Consider the following 24,085-nt stretch of genomic DNA (forward strand, 5'->3'; position numbering starts at 1 on the left):
CCATGACCACCCTCAAAGCCCCCGAACTGCTGCTGCCCGCCGGCTCGCTCGACAAGATGCGCGCCGCCTACGACTTTGGCGCCGACGCCGTGTACGCCGGCCAGCCGCGCTACTCCCTGCGCGCGCGCAACAACGAATTCAAGCTCGAGCAGATCCGCCAAGGCATCACCGAGGCCCATGCGCGCGGCAAGAAGTTCTTCGTGACCAGCAACCTGATCGCGCACAACGACAAGATCCGCACCTACCTGCGCGACATCGAGCCCGTGATCGACTGCCAACCCGACGCCCTCATCATGGCCGACGCGGGCCTGATCATGATGGTCAAGGAAAAGTGGCCCGAGCAGGTGGTGCACCTCTCGGTGCAGGCCAACACCACCAACTGGGCGGCGGTGAAGTTCTGGCAAAAGATGGGCGTGGAGCGTGTGATCCTGTCGCGCGAGCTGAGCCTGGACGAGATCGAAAAAATCCGCCAGGAATGCCCCGACATGGAGCTGGAAGTGTTCGTGCACGGCGCGCTGTGCATCGCGTACTCGGGCCGCTGCCTGCTCAGCGGCTACTTCAACCACCGCGACCCCAACCAGGGCACCTGCACCAACGCCTGCCGCTGGAACTACGCCACCCACGACGCCGACATCGACCCCACCACGGGCGAAGCCATCGCGCAGAAGATGGAAGGCGACTTCAACTTCGAGGCCGCGCAGCAGAAGGCCGAACAGTCCTTCGCCTCCACCACTGGCAACGGCGAGCGCCACCCCAAGGCCGACAAGGTCTACCTGATTGAAGAAGCAGGCCGCCCCGGCCAGCTCATGCCCATCATGGAAGACGAGCACGGCACGTACATCATGAACAGCAAGGACCTGCGCGCGGTGGAGCACGTGGCGCGCCTGGCGCAGATCGGCGTGGATTCGCTCAAGATCGAAGGCCGCACCAAGAGCCTGTACTACGTGGCCCGCACCGCCCAGGTGTACCGCCGCGCCATCGACGACGCCGTGGCCGGCCGCCCGTTCAACCCCGAGCTGCTCATCGAACTCGAAGGCCTGTCCAACCGGGGCTACACCGGCGGCCTGCTGGAGCGCCGCCCCAGCAACGACTACCAGAACTACATCAACGGCCACTCGGCCACGCAGCGCAGCCAGTATGTGGGCGAGGTGCTGGGTGCCGAAGGACTGGCCGAAGTGGGCCTGTCAGGAGATTGGGTTCAGGTCGAAACCAAGAACCACTTTGCCGTGGGCGACCTGGTCGAGGTCGTGCACCCCAGCGGCAACACCACCGTGCGCCTGCAAGAGATGCGCAATGTGGAAGGCCAGCCCGTGCAGGTCGCCCAGGGCAGCCCGGTGCGCGTGTGGATTCCGCTGGCTGCACGCTACAGCGGCGCACTGCTGGCGCGGGTGATTGAATCGCAACCGCCTGCTGCAGCGGCAGAGCCTGCATTGGCGGTGTAACTCTTTTGCAGGGGCTGGAGCATGAAGACCTTGGTGCACGCCACACGGCCTCGCCACTGGACCATGGCTGCTTTGCTGGGCGCAGTTCTCGTAGGCCCGGTCAATGCCCAGACGCCGGCTGTGGCGCCCGCCAAGCAGCGTTATGTGCAGGGCTCCTGGGTCAACCTGCGCGATGCTGCCCAGTCGCAGGCGCGCATCGTGGCCCAGGTACCCGCCAACACCGTGCTGCAGCAGATCACCGAGCGCGACGGCTGGTGCGCCGTGCTCTACACGGGCGATGCGCGCCTGGGCCCGCCTTTGCCTGAGCCCCTGCAAGCCCATGTGGCCTGCAACCTGCTGGCCGACCAGCCCCTCACCCTGGCCCAGGCGGGCAAGGACGCCGCCCGCGCCTTCTGGGTGGCGCCGTCCGCCAACCGCATGCGAGCCTATGGCAACGCCCTGCCGCGCCCCGCTGCATTGCAGTTGCCCGCGTTGGCTCAAAGCCACACGCCCCGGATGCCCGTGCAGTACCCCCTGCGCCCCGAATGGGAGGCTGCCAAAAAGCTCATGCGCGGCGGCGTGTTGCTGCGGCCCGAGCAGGAGATCGACCGGGGCCGCCCCGTCAACCCGCTGGATAACTTAAAGCTGGCCACCCGCGCCGTGGACCATATCCCGGCCGTGGCGCCCCTGGCATCCGCCCCCACGCTGCCTGCCATTGCCCCGTCGTACTTCCGCAGCCACACCAGCGTGGCCCTGCTGCACGAGACCGAGGCCGACGGCATCGCGGCCGTGGCGGGCAGCCGCATTGCCGTGGAGCCCACCGCTGTGCCTTATGGCAGCTTCAACCGCCACAGCGGACCCGAGATCGAGTTCGTGACCGGCTTCTGGGACGTGGGCGGTGCCGATCTGGCCTTTGCCCCGGCGCTCACGCTCTACGCCATCACGCACCAGGGCCTGGTGGGCGCCCGCACCTTGGGCCGGCGGTATTGGGAGATCAGCAATGCAGACCACTATTGCGGCGGCCACTACCCGGGCAAGGGCTTTGACGACCCGAGCAACGACGAGACCACTGCCGTGCGCGGCTATGTCAAGGTGTCAGATTCCGCTGAAGTGCTGGTGCGCCTGGTGGTGCCCGGCAAGCTGCCGCCCGATGCGGTGAAGGTGCGCTCCCGGCGCTACGCCACCAGCTGGATGATGCCCGCCGACCCGCCCTACCGGCCCCAGCCCGAGCGCAAGAAAACAGCGGTGACGGTGCACGAGATCGACCTGGACCGCGACGGCGTGGCGGACATCCTGCGCATCGACACGCCATCGCCGGGCGGCATGAGCTTTGAGCCCATCTTTGAATGGCGCTGGTACCTCAATATCAACGGCCAGTGGTTTCCGGCGGGGTATTGGGTGGATCAGGAGTGCACGTGAGGGGATGCTGCTGGACTGCTTTGGGTCAGGATCGGCAGCGCTTAAGCCGTAGCCCCCCGCGCCGGTTGCATGACAATTCGCCTATGACGCTTTAAAAGGTGTCACTGCATGCTTTACTGGAAGCACTCATGGCGGAAAAACTGAATCCGGACGGCTGGCTTGACCTGCGGCTGTATCACGCGGTCTTTTTCGATCACATCATTTCCGACATCAAGTTCTGCCTTGAGAACAAGCGTATGGCCGCTGGAGCGCAGCTGCTGATGAGCGCCATCGACATAGCATCCGGAATCGAGCGACCACGCGAGAAAATGGATACAGACCGGGAGGACTTCATCTCCTGGGCAGACCGCTACTTAACCTTGTCTGGGCCAGAGTACACACTCCGTGGCGTTGATTTGTACGCTGCGCGATGTGGTCTCCTTCACGGCTACACATCGCAGGCCAAGCTCATCCGGCAGGGTAGGGCAGTGATGCTCGGATGGCTGGACGATATGCTGCCGCCCGTCCGCGCCAATGAGGACCAGTCACTGGTTCTTGCAAGTCTGGCCGCCCTGTTCGTGGCCTTCAATCATGGCTTGGCAGATAGCATTGGCCGCATTAACAGAAACGAGAAGCTTGCCGTTGTCGTCAATGAGCGCCTGGCGTTCATGTTCCAGACTTCCGACATTGACGCTGACCTCAAGACATCGATGGGGCAAGCAGCTGAGAAGTGGCACGAGGCTTTGAAGGCCAAAAAAACAGCCGCGGAATGAATAACGCTCCTGTGAGCGGAGCGTATTTCGTCGTCAAGCCTTCACTTCGTTCGCTTCTTATCGCAACCCCGGCTGTCGCAACAACGCCCCCAACACCAGCGCCTCGGCCACCACCTCAAGCCCTTCTTCCAGCGTAGCCAGCAGCGATGGCAGCTCGGGCAGGCGGGGCCAGCGCGCTTGCACTTCGGGCCATTGGTCCACACCAATCGCCAGCCAGCCCACAGCCAGGCCCGCCCACAGCAGGGTGCGTGTGCCGGTGTGCCACAAGGCGCGGTGTAGCCAGACCATGGTGAGCAGGCCCACCACCGCCACGGTGAGCATGGGGGCTTCGCGCACGGCGCTCCAGCGGCAGGCATCGGTCCATTCGTGGCAGCGAAACTTCCACAGCTCGTGCAGCATGAACTGCTCGTCCAGCGCCAGCACAAAAAACGAGAGCGCCAGCCAGGCACCCAGCAGCCGGGGCAGGGCGCGGTCCCCCACCATCCTCAGGGCCGTGATGCTGAGCGCCAGCAGCAGCGCACTCGACAGCCACGACACCGGCGAGCCGTCCGAGCGGAAGGCTCGCTCCCACTGCGGCGCATACATCCACCCACTGAACAGGAGGAAGCCCAGCACGGCCATCAGCAGTGCGGGCGCAACCCCAGTGTGGGGCGTGGGGTGGCGATCAACAAGGCGCGGGTGGGCGGTGGTGTGCGGGTACATGGCGGGGAGGTGGCTGCGCACTGAGAGGCAGCGCGGCGGGCGGTGGAACCGGATTGTGGGCAAAAAGTGCCGGTAGCGCTGGACTTTATTGCACCTTTTGCTATGTAGTTGATAGCTGATGCGGGCGACAGGTTTGCCCGCACCATGGCCTGTTCACGCTGGACGAATCACTACAGAATCGGGCATCCCTTCCCCAGGCAACCCGGCATGACCCTCCCGATCGATCCGTCCCGCACGGCACTGCGGCCCGTGGCCCAGTTCCTGGCCGAGGCGGCGCTGCAGCGGCAGACGGCGCTGCTGGGGCTGGACAAGCCCAAACCCGCTGCACCCTCGCCGTTGCCCACTGCAGACCCCAGCGCGCCGCCGCCCTCGGTCACGTCACCCAGTCCGCCCGGCGGGCCGCTGCCTACACCGGCGGACCAGGCCAGCATCTCGCCCCAGGCGCGCGAACAGTTGGCGGCGGGCTTCGACCCGCGCAGGGCGGGCGGGGCCGATGGCCGCTTGCAGGGCGCAAGGGGCGAAGGCACTGCGCGGGCCGCACCACCAGGGTCGTCGGCGCTGCCGCGTGGCGCAACCATGGCGGCGCAGGCCAATGCGGCAACCTCCGCTGCCTCCGCCACAAGTGGCACGGCCTGGCCTGCGTCGGGCCTGGGTGCACCGCTGCTGCGGATGGTGAGTGCCCTGGTCGCACAGGTCACCGCCCAGGCCGGAGTGCCGCAACGCGTGGTGGCCGCGCAGCCCTGGCCCATCGGCATGGCGCAGGCGCTGGAGAGCGGCGCGCTGGATGCCGACCAGCCGCCGCTGCAAACCTGGCTGGTGCGCCAGGGCGTGGTGTCGACGCCTGAGGGGCCGCGCGGGCTCGCGCTCACCTTGCGTGCCCCGGTGCCGTGGCTGGCGGCCCAGGCGTCACCTGCCGCTGCGGGCGCGGCGGCGGCGCAAGTCGGCGCAAGCCTGGGCGCGGGCGCCAGTGCTGCGGGTGGCGCGCTGCAGGTGCCTTTTGCCGGGGGTGGCCAGGCGTTGCAATCGGGGGTGATGGCCTTGGTGTTGCAGGGCATGGATGCTGCCGCGCCGCGCACCAGCGCGCTGCTGGTGCTGGACCTGCAGCCGCAACTGGCTGCCACCGTGTACGGCCGCGACATGCTGCAGCAGGCCACTGGGCGCCTGGACCCCTGGACCCAGATGGCCGTGCTGCAAGCCAGCGGCCAGGTGCCGCGAGAAGAGGAGAAGGCGCGTAATGGCGCGTCAGGCCTGTGCGAGACGGTGGGCTGCCCTTACGCCGCGCGGGCCGAGTGCGTGCAGCCCTTCTGCCTCGCGATGCGGGGCGTGCTACCGCCCGAGCCCGTGGGGCCAGCGCCGTCTGCCTGAGGGCGCTCCCGGATGTTCTCTAACGACTGTGTGCGAAGTCGTGCCCACCACCGGGCAGGTTGCGTGAGGGCTCCCACGCAGGGCGGGTGGTGTGTTCGCTCTGGCGTACAGGGGTTGCGGCCACTGCTGCCGCACTGGCCGTCTCCGCCGGGGCGGCAGCGCCCACGCTGCGCACCAGGTCTGCATGGCGGGCGCGCGTGATGGGGTAGGCCATCAGCAGCGGGATGGCCAGCACCAGGCACAGCGCCGGCAGCAGGCCCGTCATGGCCGTGATGCCTTGCAGTGCCTGGGCCGACTGGGCCACGTTGGGCACATAACCGGTCAGCTCCAGCATGCCGGCCACCAGCACCGTGGCCAGGGTGCGAGCCAGCTTGTCGACCAGGCCATACAGGCCGTAGTACATGCCGGTCTGCCGCTCGCCCGCTTGCATGTGGCCGTGGTCGATGGTGTCGGGCACCATGGCAAACGGCACGATCCAGTGCGCGCCCATGCCAATGCCCACCACCACCAGGATGCCCGTCACCAGGGCCTGCTGGCCTGGGCCCACCCAGTACAGCGCTATCAGCCCCACGCAGCAAAACACCAGCCCGAGGATGTAGGCCCGGTTTTTCTCCCAGCGGTCCACCACGCGCTTCCAGACGAACAGCGAGACACCCACCACCGCGAGCAGGATGCCCATGAAGCGTGGCAGATCGCCCTTGTCGCCCTGCAGCTGGTAGATGACGAAATAAGCGAGCGAGGCCTGCACCAGCGTGAGGCCCAGCCGCACCAGCCCGGCTGCGCTCACCAGCATCACAAACGGGCGGTTGCGCAGCGTGGCCAGCAGGGTGCTGCGTACCGACGCCCAGCCGGGTGTGGCTGCTGGAGGGTTTGGGGCGGCAGGCGATAAGTCGCCGGTGGTGGCGGGCTCGCGCACGCGCCAGGCCACCACGGCCACAGCGACCCCGGCGGCCAGCCCGAAACAGGCGCCGGCCAGTGCGTAGCCCGTGCGTGCATCGGGCGCGGCCCGCACCAGCAGGGGCATGAACACGCTGCCCGCAAAAAACCCCAGCAGGGCACCCATGGATGCAAAAGCCGTGAGGCTGGTGCGCTCGTCGTAGTCCTGCGTCATGTTGGCGGCCATGGCCTGGTAGGGCAGCTGCACCAGCGTCATCACGGTGTCGAACAAGGTGTAGGTGACGGCGATCCACACAAACGCTGCCCAGGGGCTCAGGCCTGGCGGCACCATCCACACAGCGGCGGCCACCACTGCCAGCGGCAGGGCGCCATAGATCAGGTACACGCGGTGGCGGCCGTGGCGCGAGCGCGTGCGGTCGGTCAGCCAGCCAAACAGCGGGTCGTTGATGGTGTCCCACACCTTGCCCACCAGCAGCGCCGCGCCGGCCACGGCGGGCGCGACCAGGGCCACGTCGGTGTAGAAGATCATGAGCATGAAATTCATCGCCGCGACCAGCATCTGCAGGCCGACGTTGCCGACCGCGTAGCTGAGCTTGGTGCCGAGGGTCAGGGGCGATGGCGTGGTGCTGCCCGGCGCGTGGCTGGGGTGCATCACGGTGCCACCGCCGAGACGGACGCGGGCATTGCGGCGGACGTGGGCGCAGGGGCGGCTGCGCGCGGCGGCGCGGCTTCGAGCATCAGCCGCACTTCGCGGCGCAGCATCTTGTTCAGGAAGCTGCGCGGAATCTCCTCGACGATGCGGACATCGTCGGGGCACAGGGTGGCGGGCAGCTGCTGCGCCAGGTACTGCGCGATCTCACCCTCCAGCGTGCCCCAGTCCTGCCCCTTGCGCCAGCTCCGGCGCAGGCTCAGCACCAGCACGGCCTGCGCGCCATGCTGCACCAGGCAGGCCTCCTTGACCGAGGGGTGGGTGTGGGCCACCTCCTCCACTTCGCGCGGGTTCAGCAGCTGCCCATCGCGCGAGACGCGGTCGGCGCTGCGCCCCAGCACGTGCAGGTAGCCTGCCGTGTCGAAATAGCCCAGGTCGCCCATCACCACCCAGCCGTCGCGCAGGGTCTCGCCGGTCTTTTCGGGGTCGAGCCAGTAGCCGTCGAAGCGCACGGGCGTCAGCACGGTGATCAGGCCCATCTCGCCCTGCGGCAGCGGCGTGAAGTCGTCGCCGCGGATGACCACCTGCACGCCGGGCATGACCCGGCCCACGGTGGAGAGCACCTCCAGGCCGAGCGGGTTGCCCTGTGCATCCACGTGTTCGTGCGGCAGCAGCCAGGTGATGGGCGGCAGGGCCTCCAGGCAGCCGTAGCCCTGCTGGAAGATCGGCCCGAAGCGGCGGATGGCCTCGGCGATCTTGGGCGCGGGCATCATCTCCGAACCGTAGGGCACGTGGGTCAGCGACGACAGGTCGTACTGGTCCAGCGTGGGCTCGTCCAGCAGGTCGATGATGGCCGAGGGCGAGAGGAAGGCGCGCGACACGCGGTGCTTCTGGATCAGCCCCGCGAGCGTGCTGGCGCGGAAGTCCTCGGGCATCACCAGCGCCGCGCCCGAGAGCAGCGTGGGCAGCACCAGGCCCGAGCCCGGCCCGGTGAGCGGCAGGCCCAGCATGTTCACGTCGGGGCCGTGGGCGGGTGGCTTGAAGTCGATGGCGCGCGAGATCAGGCGCACGCTGTCCAGGTACTTGCGGTTGCTGTAGCCGATGGACTTGGGCAGGCCCGTGGTGCCCGAGGTCATGTGCAGCGCGAACACGTCGTCCTCGTGCACCTCGGCGGTGCCCGCGGTGGGGGTGGCCTGCGCCAGCGACTGTTCGTACTCATCCCCCAGCGCCAGCAGGCGCAGGCCGGGCAGCTGCTCGCGCACGGCCTGCAGGATGGGCGTGCTCAGCAGCGGGTCGTGGATGAACACCGTGGGCTTGACGCGGCCCATGGTGGTGAGCGCCGCATCGGCCGGCAGGTGCTTGTGGAAGCTCGCGAAGATGGTGCCGTTCTCGAACGTGGCCAGGCGGGTTTCGTACTGCTCGCCGGTCTCGGGCAGCCAGGTGAACACGACGTCGCCCTTCTTCACGCCCTGCGCCTGCATCCAGGCCTGCAGGCGGTACACGCGGTCTTGCAGCTGCGCGTAGGTGAGGGTGCCGCGCCGGTCGATGAGCGCGGGCTTGTGGGGGTGCAGGCGGTACGCCAGGCGGGCGACGGCGCGGGCGGTGCGCAAGCGGTTCAGGAGAAAGCGCGCCACCAGGCTGCGCAGGGAAGGTAAGGCCACCGGAAGTCTCCCAGGAGGGGCGTGAAAGCAAGGTCAAGGAAGTTTTTCACGCGCACCCGTGGCAAAAGATGACCATTTGTACGTGCGCGTATCTTCTTGTTTCTGCTTCGGCTGTGCGGTCGCTTTGGCTCCGTGAACGGCGGTGCGCGCCGCGTGCCCGTCGCCGTGGCGCAACAAGCAGGCCGGCGCACCGTGCGCAGACAAAGAAAAAACCGCCAGGCCGGATCACGGCGTGGCGGTTGTTTGGCAAGGCCCGCCCCGGTAAGGGCGTGGCCAGGATGGCGGACTAGAAAGTGCCCCTGCGCAATCAGGCGGCGCCTTCACGCCAGGCCACCGGCGTGTCCCCTCGGGGGAAGCGGCGCAGCCGCTGCGGGCGCTTACGGATACAGGCCGCGCATTTCGCGGGCGTGCAGGATGCGCTGGCAGGCCACGATGAAGGTGGCGGTGCGCAGGCTCACCTTGTGCTCCTGCGCCACTTGCCAGATGCCCGCGAAGGCCTCTTGCATGATGCGCACCAGGCGGGCGTTGATCTCGTCCTCGCTCCAGAAGAAGCTGGAGAAATCCTGCACCCATTCGAAGTAGCTCACCGTCACGCCGCCGGCATTGGCGATCACGTCGGGCAGCACCAGCACGCCCTTGTCGTGCAGGATGTCGTCGGCCTCGGTGGTCGTGGGGCCGTTGGCGCCTTCGATCACGAGCCTGGCCTTGATCTGGCCCGCGTTGTCCTTGGTGATCTGGCCTTCGAGCGCGGCGGGGATCAGGATCTCGCAATCCACGCCCCAGAACTCCTCGGGCTGCATCACATCGGCGCCGGCGAAGCCGCCCACGCCACCCCGGGTCTTCACGTGCGCCAGCAGCGCGGGCACGTCCAGGCCCTTGCCGTTGAAGATGGTGCCGGTGTGGTCCTGCACGGCCACCACCTTGGCGCCCGCTTCGGCAAACAGCTTGGCCGCGATGCCGCCCACATTGCCAAAGCCCTGCACGGCCACGCGGGCACCGTCGAGCGCCAGGCCGGTGAGCTTGGCGGCTTCCACGCCCACGGTGAACACGCCGCGGCCAGTGGCTTCCACACGGCCGAGCGAGCCGCCCAGGTCCACGGGCTTGCCGGTCACCACGCCGGTGGCGGTGGCGCCCACATTCATGGAATACGTGTCCATCATCCAGGCCATGATCTGGCCGTTGGTGTTCACGTCGGGGGCGGGGATGTCCTTGGAGGGGCCGATCAGCAGGCCGATCTCGCTGGTGTAGCGGCGCGTCAGGCGCTCCAGCTCACCCATCGACAGCTTCTTGGGGTCCACGCGGATACCGCCCTTGGCACCGCCGTAGGGCACGTTCACGGCGGCGTTCTTGACCGACATCCAGGCCGACAGGGCCATCACTTCGGACAGTGTCACGTCCTGGTGGAAACGCACGCCGCCCTTGCCGGGGCCCCGGCTCAGGTTGTGCTGCACGCGGTAGCCCTCGTAGTGGGCGATGGTGCCGTTGTCCAGCTCGATCGGCACGTCCACGATCAGGATGCGCTTGGGGCGCTTGAGCGTTTCCACCCAGCGCGCCAGGCTGCCCAGGTAGGGGGTGACGCGGTCTACCTGCTGCAGGTAGTTGCCCCAGGGGCCGAGGTGGTCGGCCTGCAAGTACGAGGGCAGGGTGTGGACTGCGCCTGCGGGGTTGGAGGCTGGGGCGCCCGTGGATGAAGACATGGTGAATTCCTTGTGGGATCAGTTCAAGCCGCGAAGCTTATGCCTGCCGCCGCACGCTGTCTAAGGCCGTAGTGTTTGTGTGTTATGCATTTGTTGCATAACCACGCAAACGACCGCCCCATGTGGCACTGCACCATGGGCCGCGCCGGGCGCGGGCACCGGGCGGCCGCCCGCCACGCCGGTCATTCCACCGTGAAATGGGTCAGCGCCGGGTCGCCCGTCGGGTAGCGCAGGTCCAGGTTCTGCAGCACCTCGCGCAGCACGGTGGCGATCATCAGGTTGCGGTGGGTCTTGGAATTGGCGGGCACGATGGTCCACGGTGCCCAGGGCGTGTGGGTGGCGGCCAGCAGGGCGTCGTAGGCGCGCTGGTACTCCGCCCATTGCTTGCGCACCTCGATGTCGCCCATGCTGAACTTCCAGTGCTTGGCCGGATCGTCCAGGCGCTCCTGCAGGCGCTGTCGCTGCTCCTCGGGGCTGATGTGCAGCAGGAACTTGAGCACGATGGTGCCCGTTTCGCCGAGCATGCGCTCGAAGTCGTTGATGTGGGCCAGGCGCTGCTGGTGCTGTTCGGGCGTGATCCAGCCGTTGACCACGGGCACCAGCACGTCCTCGTAGTGGCTGCGGTTGAACACCGTGATGTCGCCGGCCTGTGGCACCTGCTGGTGGATGCGCCAGAGGTAGTCGCGGGCGCGCTCGGCCTCGGTCGGCGCCTTCCAGCCCACGGCATGCACGCCCAGGGCGCTCATGCGGCCGAACACGCCCCGGATCGTCCCGTCCTTGCCCGAGGTGTCGGTGCCCTGGAGCACCACCAGCAGCTTGTAGCGTTTGTCGGCATAGAACAGGTTCTGCAGCGCATCGAGTTCCTCGGCCAGCGCCTCGACGGCGGCCTTGTCCCGGGCTTTCTCGCCGTGCGAAAACGGCTTGGCGCCCGGGTCGTAGTCCTGCAGCGACACGCCGCGTGGCGGCTTGCCCCGGCTGCTGCCCTTGCCCTCGCCATCGGCGGGCTTGCCGGGTTGCCATTGCGACCAGAGCTCGGCGGCCTTGTTGCGGGACTTGGGAATCAGGGGTGACGGCATGGGGTTCCAGGGGCGGTGCGTTGGTGTGAAAGAGGTTAGCTCACAAGTGGCCTGCGTGGGCCGGCGGCTGCTGCCACTGGTCGTGCCGGCCGTCGATGCGCACGATGGCCAGCCGCGAGAGGTCTTCGTCCGTCAGCCCGTCGATGCAGCCCACGTTGACGCCGTACATCTCGCCCATCGGCGTCTCGGTGCCGTGGCCGAACACGCGCACGCCGCAGTGCCTGCAGAAGTAGTGCAGGTTCTTGCGCGTGTTGAACTGGTAGCGCGTGAGCTCGTCCTGCCCGCGCACGATGTGAAACTGGCCCGGCAGCGCCACGGCTGCCCAGAAGCGCGTGCGCCGGCAGATGGAGCAGTTGCAGCGGAAGGTGGGCTGGCTCAGGTCCAGGCCCGCCTGCACATGGACGGCGCCGCAATGGCAGGTGGCGGTGTAGGTCTGGGGCATGGGCGGGTCCTCGGAACGTGTGGCGATCTTGCAGGGCGAGGGCGGATGATCGCAAAAGCGCGGCTGCGGGGCTACCCCGCCAGCCTTCTGCCGGGGTTCTTTCAACCTTCAACCGCGCCCGTGCGCCATGCGGTAGGCCAGCGGCGTCTGCCCCGTGGCCTGCCGAAAGGCCCGGTGCAGGCCGGCTTCGCTGGCAAAACCCAGGTCTTCGGCGATGCGCTTCAAGGGCCGTGGCGTGTCGCACAGCGCCTCGCTCACCTGGCGCAGCTTGATGCGGCGCATCCAGTGCGCCGCCGGCAGCCCCGTGTGGGCCTGCACCCGGCGCGCCAGCGTGCGGGGCGACACGCCCAGCGCGTCCGCCAGCGCGGGCAGCCGCAGCTCTGCGGCGGGGCTGCGCTGCACCCAGAGCATGGCGCGGCGCAGGTCGGCGTCGGCCGTGGCCATGAGGTCGTGCCCCGCGAACGCCGGGTGGGTGGCGCGCGGGCGCGGCAGCATCAGCAGCGCCTGCAGGTCCGCCAGGGCCTCGGGCGCGATCCGCGCGCCCAGGGCGTGCAGCATCAGCGGCAGGTGGCCGTTGGCACCGGCCGCCGTGGTGGCGGCGCCGTCCTGCACCAGGGGTTCGTCGAAGCGCCAGCGCACGGCGCCGAACTGTTGCTCCAGCGCGGCGCGCAGCCACCAGGTGGCCGTGGCGCCACGCCCGCGCAGGCAGCCGCTGGCTGCGGCCAGCAGCACACCGGCGCAGTAGCTCCACACCTGCGTGCGGCGGGGCAGGGCGGCCAGGGCCCGCACCACCGGGGCCAGCTGCTGCAGCTGCGCGGCCAGGCCGTTCGTGGACGAAAGCCACAGGCCGGGGACCAGCACCGCATCCACATCGGCCCCGGCCAGGGCGGCGGTGGGCGCCAGCGCCGGCCCCTGCCACGTGGGCACGGGCTGCAGGTCGGCGCCCACCCACAGCGTCTGCACCACGGGCCGCTGCACCCGCAGGCCGGCCGCGCGGGCCATGTCGGCGGCAGCGAACAGGCCCGCCGGCATGCAGCCGGGGTACAGCAGCAGGCCCAGGCGCAGCGGGGCGGCGGGCGGCGGCACGGAGCGACGCGGGAGAGGTGGCTCGACGGGTGTTGCCATGGGGGAAAAAGTGGTTGGCTGGAAATGGTAAGAAGTTGTCCAATCAAGCCATTCTCGCGCAGGCCACGGCATCCCACAATCGGCCATCGACCCACCCCCCGGCCCTGTTGGAGACCCCCATGCACATCACCCATCTGCGCAATGCCACCGTCCTGCTGGAATTCTCATCGGAAGGCCGCCCCGTGGGCCTGCTGGTGGACCCGATGCTCGCCCCGCGCGGCGCCCTGCCTGCGCTGCGCTACCTGGGCCAGGGGCGCGAGCGCAATCCCATCGTCGACCTGCCGCCGGGCACGGACGCGGCGCTGGAGCGCGTGACGCACGCCCTCATCACGCACTGCCAGCGCGGCCACTTCGACCACCTGGACAGCGCGGGCAAGCGTTTTCTGCGCGAGCGGCAGATTCCGGTGGTCTGCATGCCGCGCGATGCGGGCTACTTGGCGCAACGGGGCCTGGCGGTGTGGCCGCTGTCCGGCCCGCAACGCCAGCCGTTCGCGCTGGGCGGCCATGTCACGCCGATCGCCTGCGTGCACGGCCGGGGCTGGATCGGCCGGTTCATGGAGCACGGCCATGGCTACCTGCTGGAGCTGCCGGGCGAGCCCCGCGTGTACCTGGCGGGCGACACGCTGCTGACCCCCGCCGTGCGCGACTGCCTGGCGCGACTGAAGCCGGATGTGGCGGTGCTGCCCGCTGGGGGGGCGCGCTTCGACATCGGCGCGGAAATCCTCATGGACGCCGCCGACATGGCCGAGGCCGCCGCGCTGACGCCCGGCACCCTGGTGGTCAACCACCTGCAGGCCCTGGACCACTGCCCCACCACCCGCGCGGCAGTGCGTGCGCTGGCCGAGCAGGGCGGCTGGGCGCACCGCCTGTGGGTGCCCGAGGACGGCGAGGCGCGGCGATTCCGGCGCACGGCTGGCGGCACGGATGCTATTGAAATAATAGCTAATTGCGCATGATGGTCAGGCGCTGGAGCCCTTCTTGAGGGTGCAGTCGCCGGGGGCCGTGCGCACCCCCGTGCTCTCCCGCATCAGCGCCACGAAGCGCGCCGCGCCCAGGCCCAGCGGGCGCTCCTTGGACCACACCACGTCCACCCACAGCGCGGTGCCGTTGCTCAGGTTCTCGAAGGGCATTTCCACCAGGCGGCCGGCCTCGATGCGTGGCTGCACCAGCGCGCGGGGCTGCCAGCCCCAGCCCAGGCCCGCTTCGATCAGCCCCAGCGCGGCCAGGTGGTTGTCGGTGCGCCAGTGGTGCCGGGCAAACACAAAGCGGGGATCGGTCTGCGCCAGGTCGCGGCTGGCCACGACGATCTGGCGCGTGGTGGTCAGGTGCTCCTCGCGCAGCATGGCGCGCCCGGGGTCTTCGCCCCGCGCCTTCGCCGACGCCCGTGCGCCCTCCAGCACCGGATGCTCGGGGGCGATCACGGCGACCAGCGTCTCGGTGCCCACCTCCTGGAAACCCTCGCGCCCGTCGATGCTGGGGCGCTCGAACACCAGCGCCAGCTGGGCGCGGCCGCCGTGCAGCAGCTCCAGCGCATCCACCTGCGGCGCGGCCAGCACCTCGACCTGGAGCAGCGGGTACTCCTGCGCCAGCGCGGCCAGGGGCCCGGTCCAGCGCGCCGCGAGCAGCTCGGGGGCGATGGCCAGCGTCAGCCGCTCCTCCAGCCCCTGGGTCAGCGCGAGCGCCTGGGCGTTGAGCTGCTGCAGCTGGCCCGCGAGCAGCCGGGCCTGGGGCTCCAGCGCACGCGCCGCCGCGGTGGGCCGGGGCTCGCGCCCGCTGCGGTCGAAAAGCTGCACGTCCAGCTCGGCCTCCAGATGGGCCATCGTCATGCTCACCGCCGAGGGCACCCGCGAGAGCGCGCGTGCCGCCGCCGAGAACGAGCCGTGGTCCAGCGCGGCCAGAAAGACCTGCACGCTGTCGGAACTGAAGGCCATGGTGGTTCCTGATCTATCAATAAAACTGAAACAAGCTGACTTTATATGTCAGATTGTTGAATATAAAGTCCGGCCCATGGACAAGAAACCTACTCTTTTTGGTCTGCAGGGCCTCAAGCGCCGCCTGATCTATGTGACCTTGTACGAACTGATCGCCATCGTGGCGGCGACGGCGGGGCTGGCCCTGCTGACGGGTCAGGGCGCGGGCCATTCGAGCGTGGTGGCCGTGGCGGCCTCGGTGATTGCCATCCTCTGGAACATCATCTTCAACTGGGCCTTCGAGCGCTGGGAAGCACGCCAGCCCGTGCGCGGCCGCAGCGTGGCGCGGCGCGTGGCGCATGCCATCGGTTTCGAGGGCGGACTGGTCTTCACGCTGGTGCCGCTGTTCGCGTGGTGGTTCGGCATCAGCCTGTGGCACGCGTTCGTGATGGACCTGGGGCTGATCGTGTTCTTCCTGTGCTACACCTTTGTCTTCAACTGGGTGTTCGACCATCTGTTCGGCCTGCCGGCCTCGGCCATGGAGCCCGTGGCTGCCTGAGGTTGCAAGGAATTTAGCTATTAAATTAATAGCTTTTGACGATTGGTGGATAGGCGCCAAAGGTCAATTTGACCTCAATTGACCTGATGGGTGCCGGCCTCGGATCAGCCGGTCGCCCTGGGCCCGTCGAAGGGCCGCTCGCAAGGAGCGCCCTGGCGTCGACAGGCTCCGCCCGGACGAATGGGGGCAGGCGTGGCCCATCCGGAAAATCCGGACTCAGACCTGCAGCAACTGCCCCGCAATGGCCGCGGCGGCGGTGCGCGTTTCCACCCCCAGCTTTTCAAAAATGTGCTCCAGGTGCTTGTTCACCGTGCGCGGGCTCATGCCCAGGATGTCGGCGATGTCGCGGTTGGTCTTGCCCTTGCTCAGCCAGGACAGCACCTCGGTCTCGCGCGGGGTCAGCGCCACCTGCTGCAGGTGGCGCGGCGCGGCGGCCTCGGGCTGCGCGTGGCTGAGCAGCAGCATGGATTCGGCCAGGCCGCTGGCGCCCATGTGCCGAGCCAGCAGCTGCCGGCCATCGGCCAGGGGCAGGGTTTGCGCGCCCTCCCGGCGCGCCTGCACCAGCCAGGCGGCTGCGCGTTCGGCCGGTGCCTCCTCACGGGCGAAAGCCGTCTCCAGCCAGCGCGTGGCCTGCGGTGAGCGCCAGGCCACGCGGCCCTGGCCGTCGAGCACCACCACGCCGAGCCCGGCCACGTCCACCGCCTCGCGCGCCAGCCGCGTGGCCTGGGCGTTGCGCATATGCGTGGCCAGCCGGGCCAGCACCTCGGGGATGCGCAGGGGCTTGACCACGTAGTCCACGCCGCCGCTGGCAAAGCCCTGCAGGATCTGTTCGGTGTCCGACAAGCCCGTCATGAACACCACGGGCACATGCGACCAGGGCGGGGTGGCCTTGAGCTGGCGGCACAGCGCAAAGCCGTCCATGCCGGGCATCACCGCGTCCAGCAGCACGCCGTCGGGCACGGTGAGGTCAAAGCGCTGCAGGGCTTCTTCGGCATCGCGCGCGGCCAGCACGGCGTAGCCTTCGGCGGCCAGTGCATCGCACAGCATGCGCAGGGTGTCGAGCGCGTCGTCCACCACCAGGATCACGCGCTGGCTGATCTGTGGGGCGGCGTCGGGTTGGTCGTTCATGGGGTTCCCTCTTCGGGCTCGCGCAGGTGGCGTGCCAGGGTTTCGAAGTCAAAGCGGTCGGCGCTGGCCTGCAGCAGCGCCAGCGTGGCGGCGTGGCCCGGCAGGTCGCCGCGTGCGCGCCGCAGCCGCTCGCGCAGCGCGGCGGCCTGGCCGGAGCGTGCCAGGCGGGTGAGGTCTTCGCGCAGCTCTTCGGGCAGGGTGGCCAGGGTGTCGTCCGGGTTGGCGGGGCCTGCGGCGGGATCCGGGCCGGGCGCCAGCGGGGTGTTGTCGCGCACCCATTCCAGCTGCAGCGCGTGCTCCAGCGCCTGCAGCAGTTCGGATTCGATCACGGGCTTGCCCACGAAGCCTTGGCACTGCTGGGCGGCCAGGCGCGTCGCTTCATGTTCAAACAGGTTGGCCGATACGAACACGACGGGCAGCTCGGCCGCGGGGCGCAGCGCGCGCAGCAGGGCAGCGGTCTGCCAGCCGTCCAGGTCGTCCATGGTGATATCGAGCAGCACCAGGTCGGGCGGTGTCTGGCGCACGATCTCCAGGCATTCGCGGCCGCTGGCGGCCTCGCGCACATCAAAGCCCAGGGGCACCAGCAGGCCGGCCAGCAGCTGGCGCTGCAGGGGCTGGTCGTCCACCACCAGCAGCGTGCGCCGGGGTGCCAGGTAGCCGATCACCGGGCGCAGCGTGGCGCGGCTGGGCGGGGTCCAGGCCGGGTCCACCGCAATGCCGGGCAGGTACAGCCGCACGGTGAAGGTGCTGCCCTGGCCCGGGGTGCTGGTCAGTGTGAGCTGGCCACCCATCAGCTCGGCAAGCAGGTGCGTGATGGTCAGCCCCAGGCCCGTGCCCGCCTCGCTGGCCCGGCGCCCCGCGCTGCCGCGTTCAAACGGCACAAAGATGCGCTCCAGGTCTTGCGGCTCGATGCCGATGCCGGTGTCGATCACTTCAATGCGCGAGACATGCTGGCGAAAGTCCATGCGCAGCCGCACTTCGCCGCGCTCGGTAAACCGCACCGCGTTGGACAGCAGGTTGATGAGGATCTGCCGCAGGCGCTTGGCGTCGGCCCGAATCCAGCCGGGCATGGTGCCCAGTGTCTCCACCACAAAGTGGAGGCCCTTGGCCTCGGCCTGCGGGCGCAGCATGGCTTCGATGTTCTCGATCAGGTCGGGCAGCGGCAGCGGGGCCATGTCCAGCCGCAGGCGCCCGGCCTCGATGCGCGCCAGCTCCAGCGACCCGTCAATGAGCGCGTGCATGTGCTGGCCGCTGTGCTGCATGGTGGACAGCGTCTCGCGCATCCAGCCTTCGGTGTGCGGGTTCTTGAGCAGGATCTGCGTGTAGCCCAGGATGCTGTTGAGGGGGGAACGCAGCTCGTGCGTCATGCCCGCCACGTAGCGTGTCTTGGCCTGGTTGGCCGACTCGGCCTGGTCCTTGGCGGCCTGCAGTTCGGCGTCGGTGCGCTTGTGGGCCTCGATCTCCTGCAGCAGCAGCTGCGTCTGCCGCTCTGATTCATCTTGCGCCATGCGTCGGCTGTCAGTGCTCAGCACCACCCACCACGCGCACACGGCCGCCAGCAGCGCCAGCAACGCAAACACCTTGAGGAACGGCATCCGCAGCACCTGCTCGGGCGCAGGGGTTTGCAGGCTCTCTTGCACATACACCACGCCCACCAGAAACGCCATCACCGCGCACAGCGACACCACGACCATGAGGTACTGTCCGAGGCGAAAGTTCACCTTGATGGCCCAGCGCTGCGGCAGCAGGGCCATCACCACGCCGCGCAACTGGTCGGCCGCGCGCGAGCCGGTCTTGCAACGGTCGTGGCAGCGGGACTCCAGCGAGCAGCACAGCGAACAAATGGGCGCGGCATAGGCCGGGCAGCGCGCCATGTCTTCGGACTCGAACTGGTTCTCGCACACGGCGCAGCGCACGATCTCGCCGGGGCGCCACTCGTTGCCCGGCGCGCGCGCCAGGTAGTAGCGGCCCTGCGTCAGCCAGGCCAGCAGCGGCGCCAGCGCCATCGACAGCACCAGCGCGATGAAGGGCGAAAACGCGGCCGCCTCTTCGCCCAGCAGCCCCGCATAGGCGCCGCAGGCCACCGTGGCCGCCAGCACCATGGCGCCCAGCCCCACGGGGTTGAAGTCGTACAGGTGCGCGCGCCGAAACTCGATGCCCTTGGGGGAGAGCCCGAGCGGCTTGTTGATGACGAGGTCGGCCACCAGCGCGCCCACCCAGGCGATGGCCACGTTGCTGTACACGGCCAGCACCTTCTCCAGCGCTCCAAAAACCCCGAGCGTCATCAGCAGCGTGGCAATCAACACGTTGAACACCAGCCACACCACGCGCCCCGGATGGCTGCGGGTGACGCGCGCGAAAAAGTTGGACCATGCCAGCGAGCCCGCGTACGCGTTGGTGAGGTTGATCTTGATCTGCGACACCACCACGAACACCACCGTCACCGCCACGGCCAGCCCGGGCAGGCCCAGCGCCTGCATGACCTGGTGAAAGCCTGCGAGGAACATCTGCGTGGGCTCGGCGGCGCGCTGGGCGCCCACCTCGAACTGCAGCGCGGCAAACGCCAGAAAGGCCCCGCCCGCCATCTTGAGCATGCCCATGACGATCCATCCGGGGCCTGCCACCAGCACCGCGCCCCACCAGCGCAGGCGGTTGGCGGGCGTGCGCTCGGGCAGAAAGCGTAGAAAGTCCACCTGCTCGCCAATCTGCACCACCAGCGAAAAGATCACCGCGGCCGCTGCACCAAACATGAGCGGGTCGAACTGGCTGCTGCCGCTCTTGAGGCCCGAAAGCCCCGCAAAGTCGCGGTACAGCTGCGGCTGGGCCAGTGCAATCCACACAAAGGGCAGCAGCAGCAGGAACAGCCACAGCGGCTGCGTCCACGCCTGCAGGCGCGATATGAGGGTGATGCCGCGCATGGCCAGCGGCAGGACCACCAGCGACGACGCGATGTAGCACCACTCCAGCGGCCAGTCCACCACCATCTGCAGCGCCAGCGCCATGATGGCCGCCTCCAGCGCAAAGAAGATGAAGGTGAACACCGCGTAGATCAGCGACGTGATGGTGGAGCCCAGGTAGCCAAAGCCCGCGCCGCGCGTGAGCAGGTCCATGTCCAGGCCGTAGCGCGCGGCGTAGTAGGCAATGGGCAGGCCCGTCAGAAAGATCAGCAACCCCACGGTGAGGATCGCCCACATGGCGTTGCTGAAGCCGTAGTTCAGCGCAATCGCACCACCAATGGCCTCCAGCGCCAGGAACGACAGCGACCCAAATGCGGTGTTCGCCACGCGGAATTCGCTCCAGCGCCGAAAGCTCTTGGGCGTGTAGCGCAGCGCGTAGTCCTCCATGGTCTCGTCGGCCACCCACGCGTTGTATTCGCGCCGGAACCGGAAGATGGTCTGCGGCGCGCTCTGGGCGTTGGGTGGGAGCGGTGGGGCCATGCGCAGGCTTCAAGCAAGAAGCGTTCTAGGCGTGCACCGCGTTGGGGCGCTGCACGGGTGCGCGGGGCCATGCGCAGGGTGCGCACCGGGGTGCGTAGGCAGCCCTACGTTAATTGACGTATGGGCGCATGCAAGGGTTGTCCCTAACCTTCATTCCACAGCGCAAACAAACCGCTTTGGTCCCGTCCCTTCCTTCCTTCATTCATTCACACCGATCTCGCAAGGAGCGCCTTCATGAGCCACCCCTCCGACCCCCGCTTCAGTGACTCCGTCCAGGCCGAACCCGGCCGCCGTCGCATCCTGCAGGCGCTGGGCGCCGCGTCGGTAGCGGGCCTGCCCGCCTGGTCTTTTGGCCAGCCCACGGCGCAGGTCAATACCACCAAGCTGGCCATCACCGACACCGAAGTCACCGTGGGCCAGTTGCACTCGGCCACCGGCACCATGGCGATTTCCGAAACGGGCTCCATCCAGGCCGAGCAGCTGGCCATTGACCAGATCAACGCCATGGGCGGTGTGCTGGGCCGCAAGATCAAGGTGATCAAGGAAGACGGCGCCTCCGACTGGCCCACGTTTGCCGAGAAGTCCAAGAAGCTGCTCATCAACGACCGCTGCGCCGCCGTGTTTGGCTGCTGGACCAGTGCCTCGCGCAAGGCCGTGCTGCCGGTGTTCGAAAAGGAAAACGGCCTGCTCTACTACCCCACGTTCTATGAAGGCCTGGAGCAGTCCAAGAATGTGATCTACACCGGCCAGGAAGCCACGCAGCAGATCCTGTACAGCCTGGAATGGGCCAAGACCGAGAAGAAGGCCAAGAGCTTCTTCCTGATTGGCTCCGACTACATCTGGCCCCGCACCTCCATGAAGATTGCGCGCAAGCACATCGAGAACTTCCAGAAGGGCAAGGTCGTGGGCGAGGAGTACTACCCGCTGGGCAGCACCAACTTCGGCTCGCTCATGAACAAGATCAAGGTGCAAAAGCCCGACTGCCTGTTTGTGGCGGTGGTGGGTGGCTCCAACGTGGCGTTCTACAAGGCGCTCAAGGCCGCGGGCATCACGGGTGACAAGCAGCTGCTCGTCACGCTGTCGGTCACCGAGGACGAAATGACCGGGGTGGGCGGCGAGAACTTCGCGGGCTTCTATTCGTCGATGAAGTACTTCCAGTCGCTCGACAACGAAAACAACAAGAAGTTTGTGACCGCCTTCAAGGCCAAGTACGGCAAGGAGGCCGTGATTGGCGACGTGACCCAGGCGGGTTACCTGGGCCCCTGGCTGTGGAAGGCGGCGGTCGAAAAAGCCAAGAGCTTTGACGTGGACAAGGTGGTGGCCGCATCGCCCGGCATTGAACTGACCACCGCGCCGGAGGGCTATGTGAAGGTGGACGCCAACCACCACCTGTGGAGCAAGTCGCGCATCGCCATGGGCATGCCGGACGCGTCGTTCAAGGTGGTGTCCGAGTCGCCCGCGCTGATCAAGCCGGATCCGTTCCCCAAAGGGTATCAATAAACACCCCCTGAGGCGCTTCGCGCCTTCCCCCTCTCTCGCTGCGCGGGAGGGGGACGACACCCTCGGTGCGGGGCGGCCCTTCCTCGGTGTCCCTCGCAAGAGGCCGCCCCATGGCACCGCTGTTCGTTTTCCAACGCTGCCCACGCAGGAGCTGCAACATGACCTTTTCCGAAATGATGAACATCGGCCTCATGCAGGGCTTTGCGGGCCTGAGCCTTTTTGCCGTGCTGCTGCTCATGGGGCTGGGCCTGGCCATCATCTTCGGGCAGATGGGCGTGATCAACATGGCCCATGGCGAGTTCATGACCATTGGCGCCTACACCATCTACCTTGGATCCACGCTGGCGGCCAACCATGCGCCGCAGATGATTCCGTATTACTTTCCGCTGGCGATCGTGGCGGCGTTCGGCTTCGCGTTTGCGGCGGGCTGGCTGGTGGAATGGGGGCTGATCCGCCACCTGTACAAGCGCCCGCTCGACACGCTGCTGGCCACCTGGGGCATCAGCCTGGCCCTGCAGCAATCGTTTCGCACCTTCATCGGCCCCAAGGAGGTCAGCCCGACCTTGCCCGACTGGCTGCTGGGTTCGTGGGCGCCCGCCGAGGGGCTGGACATCCCGATCAATGGCCTGTTCGTGCTGGCGCTGACGGCGGTGGTCACGGGCGGCGTGCTGCTGGCCCTGCACCGAAGCCGCTGGGGCCTGCGGGTGCGCGCCACGGTGAGCAACCGCGTCATGGCCAACGCCATTGGCATCGACACCCAGAAGACCGACCGCCTCACGTTCGCCATCGGCTGCGGCATTGCCGGCGTGGCGGGCGCAGCGTTCACCACCATCGGCTCCACCGGCCCCACATCGGGCTCGCTCTACATCGTGGACGCCTTCCTGGTGGTGACGTTTGGCGGCGCCGCCAGCCTGCTGGGCACCGTGGTGTCGGCCTTCGGCATTGCGCAGACGCAGTCCATCACCGAGTTCTTCATGGCGGGCTCCATGGCCAAGATGATCACGCTGTCGCTGATCGTGCTGATCCTGATGGTGCGGCCGCAGGGTTTGTTCGCCTCCAAAGTTCGCCGATGAAATTCGCTCAACTGTCCATTTCCTTCGAGCCCACCGGAGTCTCCGCATGAACGCCCTCAAAGCCTGGATCCTGCGCTACCAGCTCGCCAGTCTGGTACTGCTCACCGTGCTGCTGGCCGTGGTGTTGCCGCTGGCACTCGACATCTTTCGGCTGAACCTGGTGGGCAAGTACCTCACCTATGCGTTCGTCGCCATCGGCCTCGTGATGGTGTGGGGCTACGGCGGCGTGCTCAGCCTGGGGCAGGGCGTGTTCTTTGGCCTGGGGGGCTATGCCATGGCCATGTTCCTCAAGCTCGAGGCGTCGGACCCCATCAGCACCAAGATCCAGTCCACACCCGGCATCCCGGACTTCATGGACTGGAACCAGATCACCGAGCTGCCCAACTTCTGGATTCCCTTCAAGAGCCTGCCGTTTGCGCTGGCAGCGGTCATCGTGGTGCCCACGGTGCTGGCCTGGGTCATCAGCTTCGCGATGTTCAAGCGCCGCGTGGGCGGCGTGTACTTTGCCATCATCACGCAGGCCGTGGCGCTGATCCTGACCGTGCTCATCATCGGCCAGCAGGGCTACACCGGGGGCGTGAACGGCATGACGGACCTCAAGACCCTGTGGGGCTGGGACACGCGCACCGACAGCGCCAAGTACATCCTGTACTACGTGTGCGTGGCGCTGCTCATCGGCTCCATCGTCCTGTGCCGCTGGATACAGACCGGCAAGGTGGGCACGCTGCTGCTGGCCATGCGCGACAAGGAAGACCGCGTGCGCTTTTCCGGCTACGACGTGGCCAATTTCAAGGTCTTCACCTTCTGCCTGGCCGCCGCGCTGTCGGGCATCGGTGGGGCGATGTTCTCGTTGCAGGTGGGCTTCATGTCGCCCAGCTTCGTGGGCATCGTTCCGTCCATCGAGATGGTGATCTACGCCGCCGTGGGCGGGCGCATGAGCTTGGTGGGTGCCGTGTATGGCACCTTGCTGGTGAACGCGGGCAAGACGTATTTCTCGGAGAGCTTTCCCGAGTTGTGGCTGTTCCTCATGGCCGGGCTTTTCATCGGCGTGACCATGGCCTTCCCCATGGGCCTGGCGGGCCTGTGGGAGAGCCATGTGGTGCCGTGGTGGAAGGGCCGCCGCGAAGCGTTGCGCCAGGCGTCCGCCCAAGGCCGGGCACCCGCAGCCCGCCCACCCGCCGATGCTGGGCCAGCGGCGGCATCGTCGCCCGTACCGTCTGCCACGCTGCCTGACGGCGTGAGCCGCCAGGGCGTCTGAAACCACCGGAGCAC

The 24,085-nt window shown here is 68.0% G+C and carries 19 protein-coding genes; 9 read left to right on the forward strand and 10 right to left on the reverse strand.

What is annotated here, in order from left to right; translation table 11 throughout:
• Positions 1–2: 2 nt before the first annotated feature.
• From yegQ to KW843_RS18075, 3 genes are all read left to right on the forward strand, one after another.
• Positions 3–1,442 (forward strand): tRNA 5-hydroxyuridine modification protein YegQ, encoded by a 1,440-nt coding sequence (gene yegQ / locus KW843_RS18065; protein WP_218296537.1) that lies wholly within the window; start codon positions 3–5, stop codon positions 1,440–1,442.
• Positions 1,443–1,463: 21 nt separating this feature from the next.
• The gene (locus KW843_RS18070) at positions 1,464–2,840 is read left to right on the forward strand and encodes an SH3 domain-containing protein (protein ID WP_255594805.1); all 1,377 of its coding nucleotides are present in this window, start codon (positions 1,464–1,466) and stop codon (positions 2,838–2,840) included.
• A gap of 128 nt (positions 2,841–2,968) precedes the next feature.
• Positions 2,969–3,592 (forward strand): hypothetical protein, encoded by a 624-nt coding sequence (locus KW843_RS18075; protein WP_218296538.1) that lies wholly within the window; start codon positions 2,969–2,971, stop codon positions 3,590–3,592.
• 57 nt (positions 3,593–3,649) lie between these two features.
• On the opposite strand, the gene KW843_RS18080 is transcribed toward KW843_RS18075, so the two are convergent.
• Positions 3,650–4,294 (reverse strand): hypothetical protein, encoded by a 645-nt coding sequence (locus KW843_RS18080; protein ID WP_218296539.1) that lies wholly within the window; start codon positions 4,292–4,294, stop codon positions 3,650–3,652.
• 207 nt (positions 4,295–4,501) lie between these two features.
• Between KW843_RS18080 and KW843_RS18085 the strand changes: the two genes are divergently transcribed.
• Positions 4,502–5,659, forward strand: coding sequence for a hypothetical protein (locus tag KW843_RS18085; RefSeq protein WP_218296540.1), 1,158 nt, complete (start codon positions 4,502–4,504; stop codon positions 5,657–5,659).
• 19 nt (positions 5,660–5,678) lie between these two features.
• Here the strand turns inward: KW843_RS18085 and KW843_RS18090 are convergent, their stop codons facing one another.
• From KW843_RS18090 to KW843_RS18115, 6 genes are all read right to left on the reverse strand, one after another.
• Positions 5,679–7,208 carry an MFS transporter gene (locus tag KW843_RS18090; RefSeq protein ID WP_218296541.1) on the reverse strand — a complete coding sequence of 510 codons (1,530 nt, stop codon included), beginning with the start codon at positions 7,206–7,208 and terminating at the stop codon, positions 5,679–5,681.
• Complete coding sequence (locus KW843_RS18095) at positions 7,208–8,866, reverse strand: AMP-binding protein (protein ID WP_218296542.1); 1,659 nt, start codon at positions 8,864–8,866, stop codon at positions 7,208–7,210. Before KW843_RS18095 ends, KW843_RS18090 begins: the two co-directional genes overlap by 1 nt.
• Positions 8,867–9,243: 377 nt before the next feature.
• The gene (locus KW843_RS18100) at positions 9,244–10,563 is read right to left on the reverse strand and encodes a Glu/Leu/Phe/Val dehydrogenase (protein ID WP_218296543.1); all 1,320 of its coding nucleotides are present in this window, start codon (positions 10,561–10,563) and stop codon (positions 9,244–9,246) included.
• A gap of 182 nt (positions 10,564–10,745) precedes the next feature.
• Positions 10,746–11,639, reverse strand: a complete 894-nt coding sequence (locus KW843_RS18105; protein WP_218296544.1) for a PPK2 family polyphosphate kinase — start codon at positions 11,637–11,639, stop codon at positions 10,746–10,748.
• A 40-nt stretch (positions 11,640–11,679) separates the two neighbouring features.
• Complete coding sequence (locus tag KW843_RS18110) at positions 11,680–12,081, reverse strand: GFA family protein (RefSeq protein WP_218296545.1); 402 nt, start codon at positions 12,079–12,081, stop codon at positions 11,680–11,682.
• Between the two features lie 108 nt (positions 12,082–12,189).
• On the reverse strand, positions 12,190–13,206 hold the full coding sequence (locus KW843_RS18115) for a helix-turn-helix domain-containing protein (RefSeq protein WP_218296546.1): 1,017 nt from the start codon (positions 13,204–13,206) through the stop codon (positions 12,190–12,192).
• 119 nt (positions 13,207–13,325) lie between these two features.
• Here KW843_RS18115 and KW843_RS18120 point away from each other — a divergent pair, with 119 nt between their 5' ends.
• Positions 13,326–14,162 (forward strand): MBL fold metallo-hydrolase, encoded by an 837-nt coding sequence (locus KW843_RS18120; protein ID WP_218296547.1) that lies wholly within the window; start codon positions 13,326–13,328, stop codon positions 14,160–14,162.
• 3 nt (positions 14,163–14,165) lie between these two features.
• Here the strand turns inward: KW843_RS18120 and KW843_RS18125 are convergent, their stop codons facing one another.
• Entirely contained in the window at positions 14,166–15,137 is a 972-nt protein-coding gene (locus KW843_RS18125; protein ID WP_218296548.1) for a LysR family transcriptional regulator, read from the reverse strand.
• Between the two features lie 76 nt (positions 15,138–15,213).
• Here KW843_RS18125 and KW843_RS18130 point away from each other — a divergent pair, with 76 nt between their 5' ends.
• Positions 15,214–15,675, forward strand: coding sequence for a PACE efflux transporter (locus KW843_RS18130; protein ID WP_218296549.1), 462 nt, complete (start codon positions 15,214–15,216; stop codon positions 15,673–15,675).
• Between the two features lie 216 nt (positions 15,676–15,891).
• On the opposite strand, the gene KW843_RS18135 is transcribed toward KW843_RS18130, so the two are convergent.
• Together KW843_RS18135 and KW843_RS18140 are read right to left on the reverse strand one after the other, a co-directional pair.
• Positions 15,892–16,803: a response regulator gene (locus KW843_RS18135; protein WP_218296550.1), complete on the reverse strand. Its 912-nt coding sequence runs from the start codon at positions 16,801–16,803 to the stop codon at positions 15,892–15,894.
• A complete protein-coding gene (locus KW843_RS18140; protein ID WP_218296551.1) occupies positions 16,800–20,240 on the reverse strand; it encodes an ATP-binding protein in 3,441 nt (1,146 codons plus the stop codon). The genes KW843_RS18135 and KW843_RS18140 overlap by 4 nt, the downstream gene beginning before the upstream one ends.
• A 234-nt stretch (positions 20,241–20,474) precedes the next feature.
• Between KW843_RS18140 and urtA the strand changes: the two genes are divergently transcribed.
• From urtA to urtC, 3 genes are all read left to right on the forward strand, one after another.
• Entirely contained in the window at positions 20,475–21,740 is a 1,266-nt protein-coding gene (gene urtA, locus KW843_RS18145; protein ID WP_218296552.1) for an urea ABC transporter substrate-binding protein, read from the forward strand.
• 158 nt (positions 21,741–21,898) lie between these two features.
• The gene (gene urtB / locus KW843_RS18150; protein WP_218296553.1) at positions 21,899–22,813 is read left to right on the forward strand and encodes an urea ABC transporter permease subunit UrtB; all 915 of its coding nucleotides are present in this window, start codon (positions 21,899–21,901) and stop codon (positions 22,811–22,813) included.
• 46 nt (positions 22,814–22,859) lie between these two features.
• Positions 22,860–24,071, forward strand: coding sequence for an urea ABC transporter permease subunit UrtC (urtC, locus tag KW843_RS18155; protein WP_218296554.1), 1,212 nt, complete (start codon positions 22,860–22,862; stop codon positions 24,069–24,071).
• Positions 24,072–24,085: the final 14 nt, after the last annotated feature.

Origin of the sequence: Acidovorax sp. sif1233 (assembly GCF_019218755.1) — a bacterium.
Lineage (GTDB): Bacteria > Pseudomonadota > Gammaproteobacteria > Burkholderiales > Burkholderiaceae_C > Acidovorax.